Raw genomic sequence first — 6,618 nt, 5'->3', positions numbered from 1 at the left:
CTGGGTCCACCTCGCCATAGAGGATTTCTTGCTCATAGCCGGCTTCAGCAAGACGCGTGCCATCTGGCGCCACGAGAACAGAGTGCCCGATACCAGTCGGCCCAGAGGCCTGGCCCGCCTTGGCCTCGCCGCCGGGGCGAGCCTGGCCAGCCGCCAGGATGTAGGTCGTGGAATCGAGCGCGCGCGCCGCGCTGAGCAGGCGCCACTGTTCCAGCTTGCCCGGGCCATCCGCCCAGCTGGTGGGCACGACGATGAGCTGGGCGCCCTGGCGGGCGAGTTCCTTAAACTGCTCGGGGAAGCGGATGTCATAACAGGTGGCCACACCCACAGTGAGGCTCCCGGCCTCGAAGGTAACGAGTGATTCACCCGGCCGGACGGTATCGGATTCCTTGTATTTGAAGGCATCGTAGGTGTGGATTTTCTCGTAACCGCTGAGGACTCCGGGCCCGGCGATGAGCGCAACGTTGGCCACACGGTTGATGGTTTTCTCACCGCGCTCGACGGTATCCGCCGGGGCGAACATTCCCAGGACCACGTACACGCCGAGTTCTTCCGCTAGGGCGCGCACGGCGGTGGCGGTGGGGCCATCGAGCCCCTCCGCGTTCGTATCGAGGCGCCCAGAATCGAAGCTTTGGGTGGTAGCTTCCGGCAGGACGATGAGCTGCGCGCCGTTATCCGCGACTTCCTGAATCTTGTCAAGCGCTACGGAGAGGTTCTTCTCAACGTCCCCGGTGCTGGTCAATTGAACTGCTGCTACCTTCATGCGGCCCACGGTAGACGAGCCCGGACTAGTTATCCACAGATTTCGCGGATTCGGCACTACCCTCCTTTACGGCGGGTGGGCTGCTGACGCAGTCTCGATGCCATGAACCATCTCGCTATTGACCGCGGTGCCCGCCAGCATATCCGCTCCCTCCTCGACCATTCCTCCCCCACCGCGTTGCCCTCGGTGCGGAAGCCTCCCCGGACCGCACGTGCCTTGGAGATCCTCGGCGCGCGGTGGGAGGAGTCACGAAGGCTCAGCGAGGGTGCGCGGCGAGCCCAGTTGGAGGAGCTTGACCGCTTCGTGGGTGCAGCCCAGGGTGTCGATGCGGAGCTTTCCTCTTTCTTGGGAGACACCCAATGAGCGCAGCAGAGGCATTGCGCGCGGAGGCTTACCGTTTGGAGGATTATGCCGCTGAGCTTGCCCGCTATATCGATGCGTCACACCATCATTGGGTAGCGCTATCGATTTCTGGGGCGGCCGCGGACGCAGCGCGCGGCACCCTCCACAGCGCCACCGATGCACTGCGGGGGCCGGCGCAGCAGATGCGCGTGGCGGCACACATCGTGAGCCTTTATGCGCCGTTGATGGAGCGGATTGAGCAGCTGCGCGCCCGAGCCCTTCGGCTCGCTGTGGTTCCCGCTCTTACGGAGCCCGCCAGCGCGGTGCTGGGGCACCTCGACACGCTGGCCGACGCCCTCGACTGGGCCTGCGCCCGCCAGCTGAACGCCTTGTGCACCCCGGAGCTGGGTGAGCCGCCGACCCGCCTGGAGGATTTCAGCGAGCTATCCCTGGCGGAATTGCATGAGGTCCAGCTGACCATGGCCAGCGAGGAGGTCCGCTCCCTGGTTGCAGCTAATCCGGACCTCACCGTGCTGGAGGCCAGTCCCGGACGGCTGGTGGTGCTCGTCGACCCAGAGAATATCGGCACGCACGCGGCCCAAGTCAGCACGTTTGTGGGCGGGGTCGGCTCCTCCGAGCCTGGCAGCTGGCCCACCGCAGTGGAGCGCGCCCGGGCCATCGCCCACGCCACGCATGGGCCCGCCGTGGCGTGGATTGGCTATGCTGCCCCCACCTCGCTGTCCCGCGCGGCACACGAGGAGCCGGCGCGCCGCGGCGCTACTGAACTCATCCGCTTCCAGCGCGCCCTGCGGCAACGCTTCCCTGGTGCCCAACACATGGTGATCGGCTACTCCTATGGGTCCGTAGTGGCGGGCAAGGCTGCGCAGCAGGACTATGTTGCGGATGACGTCGTTCTCGTCGGCAGCCCGGGCGCCTCCGTAGCTCACGCCTCGCAACTGCACGGCCGGGTTTGGAGCGCACGCAACGCCGAGGATCCGATCGCCGCCACCACCGGACCGCGCGGCGGCATCCACGGCCCAGATCCTTCCTCCCCTGCCTTCGGCGCCACCGCGGTGCCGGGCGCGAGCGGGCTACCGGGCGATCATGGCTCCTATTGGAAAGACCCCGCATTTCTGCGGGGTCTGGGGGTCATAGCCAGCAGGTATTAGAACAGGCCAGCCTGCTCCTCAGAGTAGGACACCAGCATGTTCTTGGTCTCCTGGTAGTGAGCGAGCATCATGAGGTGGTTCTCGCGGCCGATGCCGGACTCCTTGTAACCACCGAACGCACTGTGGGCGGGGTACACGTGGTAGTGGTTGACCCACACGCGGCCGGCCTGGATTTCGCGGCCGGCGCGGTAGCAGGTGTTCTGGTGGCGCGACCACACACCGGCGCCGAGGCCGAAGTTGGTGTCGTTGGCAATCTGGATGGCTTCCTCGAAGTCCTTGAATGTAGCCACGGAGAGCACCGGACCGAAAATTTCCTCGCGGAAGATGCGCATGTCATTGGTTCCACGGAAGACGGTCGGCTCAATGTAGTAGCCGTTCTCCAAGCCTTCCACCTTGTTCACGTGGCCACCGATGAGGGTTTCCGCGCCTTCCTTCGGGCCGATCTCAAGGTATTCGGTGATCTTGTCCATCTGCTCCTGGGATGCCTGCGCGCCCATCATCGTTTCGGTATCGAGCGGGTGGCCGATCTTGATCTTCTTCACGCGCTCCACGGCCATCTCCAGGAACTTGTCCGCAATGTCCTCGTGAATCAGCGCGCGCGATGGGCAGGTGCAGACCTCACCCTGGTTGAGGGCGAACATGACGAAGCCCTCGACGCACTTCTCCAGGTAGGCATCGTCCTTGTCCATGATGTCCGCGAAGAAGATAGACGGCGACTTGCCGCCGAGCTCCAGGGTGACCGGGATGACCTTGTCCGCAGCGGCCTTGTTAATGATCTTGCCCACCGGGGTGGAGCCGGTGAAGGCAATCTTGGCGATGCGATCCGAGGTGGACAACGCCACGCCTGCTTCCTCACCTACACCGTTGACGATGTTGAGCACGCCCTTCGGCAGAAGGTCCTCAATGATCTCAATGAGCAGCAGGATGGAGGCCGGGGTCTGCTCGGCGGGCTTCATCACGATGGTGTTGCCCGCAGCCAGCGCCGGCGCGATCTTCCACGCTGCCATGAGCAGCGGGAAGTTCCACGGGATAATCTGGCCCACAACGCCCAGCGGCTCGTGGAAGTGGTAAGCCACAGTGTCCTGGTCAATCTGCGACAGGCGGCCCTCCTGCGCGCGGATGGCGCCGGCGAAGTAGCGGAAGTGGTCGACCGCCAGCGGGATGTCGGCGGCGAGGGTCTCGCGCACGGCCTTGCCGTTCTCCCAGGTCTCCGCGACGGCGATCTTTTCCAAGTTCTCCTCGATGCGGTCAGCGATGCGGTGCAGCAGAAGCGCGCGCTCTGCCGGGGTGGTCTTACCGAAGGTCTCGAAAGCCTTCTCCGCAGCGTCAATGGCCAGGTTGATATCCGCCTCCTTGCCGCGGGCAACCTGGCAGAAGACCTCACCGGTAACCGGGGTGATGTTGTCCATGTATTCGCCGTCGAGCGGCGGTACCCACTCGCCGCCGATGTAGTTGTCGTAGCGCTCGCGGTAGTTGACGATGGCGTCTGCGGTTCCGGGGTTAGCGTACAAAGTCATGGTCATCGCACCTTTCTTGTTGTCTTAAGGGTTTCCGTTGCGCCTTCACCAGTGGTTCACTGGACACATTCTCCAAGGAATGTGACAGGCCACACAACGTTGGGTGCGAGTGTAGCGCTATTTTTCAACAAACTCACGTTTTCTACAGGGAAAGCTTTTTCTTCTGGACGGTTGCCGCCAGAAAAAGTGCCCGAGTTGCCAAAGATCATGCCCACAATTGCTCTGGACCGTGGATCTTTGGCAACTCGGGCACTTATTAAGTGGAGAGCGCGGAGCCTCAGGCCGACTGGCTCAAAACGAAAAGAACCCCCTCCCTGAAGGAGGGGAAGTGCCTAGCTGTCCCGGCGGCGGTTGCGCCGCGGCGTCCACATCACCACGGAGGTAGAACGCGGTACGTGAACCAGCTCGCCGCGCGATGGTCGGGCTTGGCTGCGCAGGCGCTCGACCTCCGCCTGCAGCTCATCGCGCTCGGCCGCGAGGCGGTCCCGTTCCGCAGTCAGCTCGATGATGGATTTGATGCCGGCCAGATTCACGCCATCATCTTGCGAGAGTGCCTGAATCTTGCGCAAGAGCTCGATGTCGCTCTCGGAATAGCGGCGCCCACCCCCGGAGGTGCGGGCCGGGGAGACCAGCCCCATCCGGTCATACGTGCGCAGGGTTTGAGCGTGCATGCCGGATAGTTCCGCGGCTACAGAGATGACGTACATCGCCTTGGGCTGGGCCGCATCGGTTCGATTTGTGTCGTCCTTGCTCATCTCACACCTCCTACTAGCGCGTCACCGTGTTGCCGGCCCAGCCGGCACGCGGATCAAATCCGGAGTCCTTCTCCGCCTGCGCGTAGCTGCGCAGTGCCGAGGAGGCCGCAGCATCCAATGTGGAGGGCACGGTGACCTGCACGGTCACCATGAGGTCGCCGGCCTTGCCACCACGCTTGGCCACGCCGCGGCCCTTGACGCGCAGCGTGCGCCCGTCGGGCGTTCCCGCCGGTACCTTGACGCGCACGGGCGAATCGAGGGTTGGCACCGTAATGGTGTCACCCAAGGCCAGCTCCGCAAAGGAGACGGGGACGGTGACGTGTAGGTCATCGCCTTCCCGGGTGAAGACCTTGTCGGGTTTTACCGTGACCGCCACGAAGAGATCGCCGGACGGGGTGCCGTTCGGCCCCGCTTCGCCCTGGCCAGCCAGGCGCACCTTTTGGCCATCGATAACCCCGGCAGGGATACGCACCGTAATCGAGCGGGTGCGGTGTACCGTTCCGGTGCCAGAGCAATCCGCGCACGGATCCTCCGCGCGCTGGCCAGTGCCCCCACAGTCGGTACACGGCGCCGAGAAACCGAAGGAGCCGCGCTGTTCCGAGGTGAACCCGGTGCCATCACACGTCGAGCACGTCGACAGCTTGCCGGTCTTGGACCCGGAACCGTGACACGTGGTGCAGGGGGCTTCGCCGCTCAGCTGCAGCGGGATAGTGGTCCCCTTGGCCGCCTCGCGGAAGTCGAGGGTTATGTGCGTTTCGACGTCGGCCCCCCGCGACGGCCGAGCTGTGTGGCCAGCACCACCGCCGCGGTTGAAAACGCCACCGAAGATATCCCCCAGACCGCCGCCTTGAGACGCTCCTCGAGCGGATCCTCCGAAGATGTCCGAGAGGTCGAAGTCTTGCGCACCCGGTCCACCCATGTGCGTGGATCGAAACCCGCCGGGAAACCCGGCGCCTCCTCTCCGCCCAAAGCCACCGCCGCGCATCATGGCCTTGAACTCGTCATAGTCCTTGCGGGTAGCTTTATCAGACAGCACATCATAGGCTTCGGCCACCTGCTTGAATTTCTCCGCCGCCGCGGGGTTATCCGGGTTGGCATCGGGGTGGTTCTGGCGGGCCAGCTTGCGGTAAGCGTGCTTAATCTCTTCGGCGGTAGCGGATGAGGAGACCCCCAGGTCCGCGTAATAATCCTTGTCTGCCCATTCTGGCTTAGCGTTCACTGGGCATCTCCTCCTTTCAGGAGAATCGATAAACGGTTGGGTCTTAAGATTTTTTGCTAAGTAAAAATGCTAACTAACTAGTGAAAAGAAGAGTGGCGCCAAGGAACACTGAGCCCTGACGCCACCTGCGATACCTATTCTGCGTTATCCGGGGTATCCGGACTGTCAGCGGCATCGGCTGACTCGGCGGGGTCGGCGATAATCACCATGGCGGTGCGCACGACGCGCTCCCCCACCGTGTAGCCGCGGCGCAGAACCGTGCCGATGACCTGCTCGTCACCAGTCGAGAGGTCCTGGACTGCTTCGTGCACCTCGGGGTCGAAAGCATCGCCCTCGGCGCCGAACGGGGTCAGCTGGTTTTTGGTCAGCACTCCCGTGAGCTTGTCCGCGATGGCCTTGAGCGGCCCCTCGTTGAGGTCACCGTGCTGGCGCGCGAGCTCCATGTCATCAAGGATTGGCAGGAAGTCTGCCAAGACCTTGGCCTTGGTGGTCTCAATCACGGCCTGACGGTCACGCTCAGTGCGACGGCGGTAGTTGGTGTACTCCGCGTTGAGACGCTGCAGATCCTCGGTGCGCTCAGCCAGCTGAGCCTCCAGGGAGTTCTCAGCGCTGGCGTCCTCACCGGCGGCCGCTTCATCGGTGATGTCGCGGGCGGCATCCTCTACCGCGGCCTCTGCCTCAGCGGTGTTCGCAGTGGCAGCATCGGCCTGCGCCTCAGCAGTGTTCGTCGTGGCGTCATCCACGACGCCGTCGGCAGAAGCAGCCTCGGCGGCGGCAGCCTCCGCAGCCTCAGCGGAGGTTGCCTCAGGGTCGGTATTGGCCGGGTTGCCCGGGTCCTGAGGGGAGGTCATGG

General features: G+C 64.0%; 7 protein-coding genes. 2 read left to right on the top strand and 5 right to left on the bottom strand.

Annotated features, from left to right (window positions below; all coding sequences use genetic code 11):
- The coding region (locus tag HMPREF2635_RS01265) for a carbon-nitrogen hydrolase family protein (RefSeq protein WP_070821136.1) at window positions 1-763 on the bottom strand (763 nt) is incomplete at its 3' end.
- Between the two features lie 102 nt (window positions 764-865).
- Here HMPREF2635_RS01265 and HMPREF2635_RS01260 point away from each other — a divergent pair.
- Entirely contained in the window at window positions 866-1,126 is a 261-nt protein-coding gene (locus HMPREF2635_RS01260) for a hypothetical protein (RefSeq protein WP_070821135.1), read from the top strand.
- Window positions 1,123-2,274, top strand: coding sequence for an alpha/beta hydrolase (locus HMPREF2635_RS01255; protein WP_070821134.1), 1,152 nt, complete (start codon window positions 1,123-1,125; stop codon window positions 2,272-2,274). Before HMPREF2635_RS01260 ends, HMPREF2635_RS01255 begins: the two co-directional genes overlap by 4 nt.
- Here the strand turns inward: HMPREF2635_RS01255 and HMPREF2635_RS01250 are convergent.
- The 4 genes from HMPREF2635_RS01250 to grpE form a co-directional block, all read right to left on the bottom strand.
- Window positions 2,271-3,791 (bottom strand): acetaldehyde dehydrogenase ExaC, encoded by a 1,521-nt coding sequence (locus HMPREF2635_RS01250; protein ID WP_070821139.1) that lies wholly within the window; start codon window positions 3,789-3,791, stop codon window positions 2,271-2,273. The two genes, HMPREF2635_RS01255 and HMPREF2635_RS01250, sit on opposite strands and share 4 nt — an antisense overlap.
- Before the next feature lie 332 nt (window positions 3,792-4,123).
- Window positions 4,124-4,546 carry a heat shock protein transcriptional repressor HspR gene (locus HMPREF2635_RS01245; RefSeq protein WP_070821133.1) on the bottom strand — a complete coding sequence of 141 codons (423 nt, stop codon included), beginning with the start codon at window positions 4,544-4,546 and terminating at the stop codon, window positions 4,124-4,126.
- Window positions 4,547-4,559: 13 nt separating this feature from the next.
- Window positions 4,560-5,765, bottom strand: coding sequence for a molecular chaperone DnaJ (gene dnaJ / locus HMPREF2635_RS01240; RefSeq protein WP_070517690.1), 1,206 nt, complete (start codon window positions 5,763-5,765; stop codon window positions 4,560-4,562).
- Between the two features lie 134 nt (window positions 5,766-5,899).
- On the bottom strand, window positions 5,900-6,616 hold the full coding sequence (gene grpE / locus HMPREF2635_RS01235; RefSeq protein WP_070821132.1) for a nucleotide exchange factor GrpE: 717 nt from the start codon (window positions 6,614-6,616) through the stop codon (window positions 5,900-5,902).
- Window positions 6,617-6,618: the final 2 nt, after the last annotated feature.

The organism is Corynebacterium sp. HMSC035E02 (genome assembly GCF_001836065.1).
Lineage (GTDB): Bacteria > Actinomycetota > Actinomycetes > Mycobacteriales > Mycobacteriaceae > Corynebacterium > Corynebacterium hiratae.
Note: the sequence above shows the minus strand (reverse complement) of the source record. Positions and strands in the feature narration are given on the sequence as shown.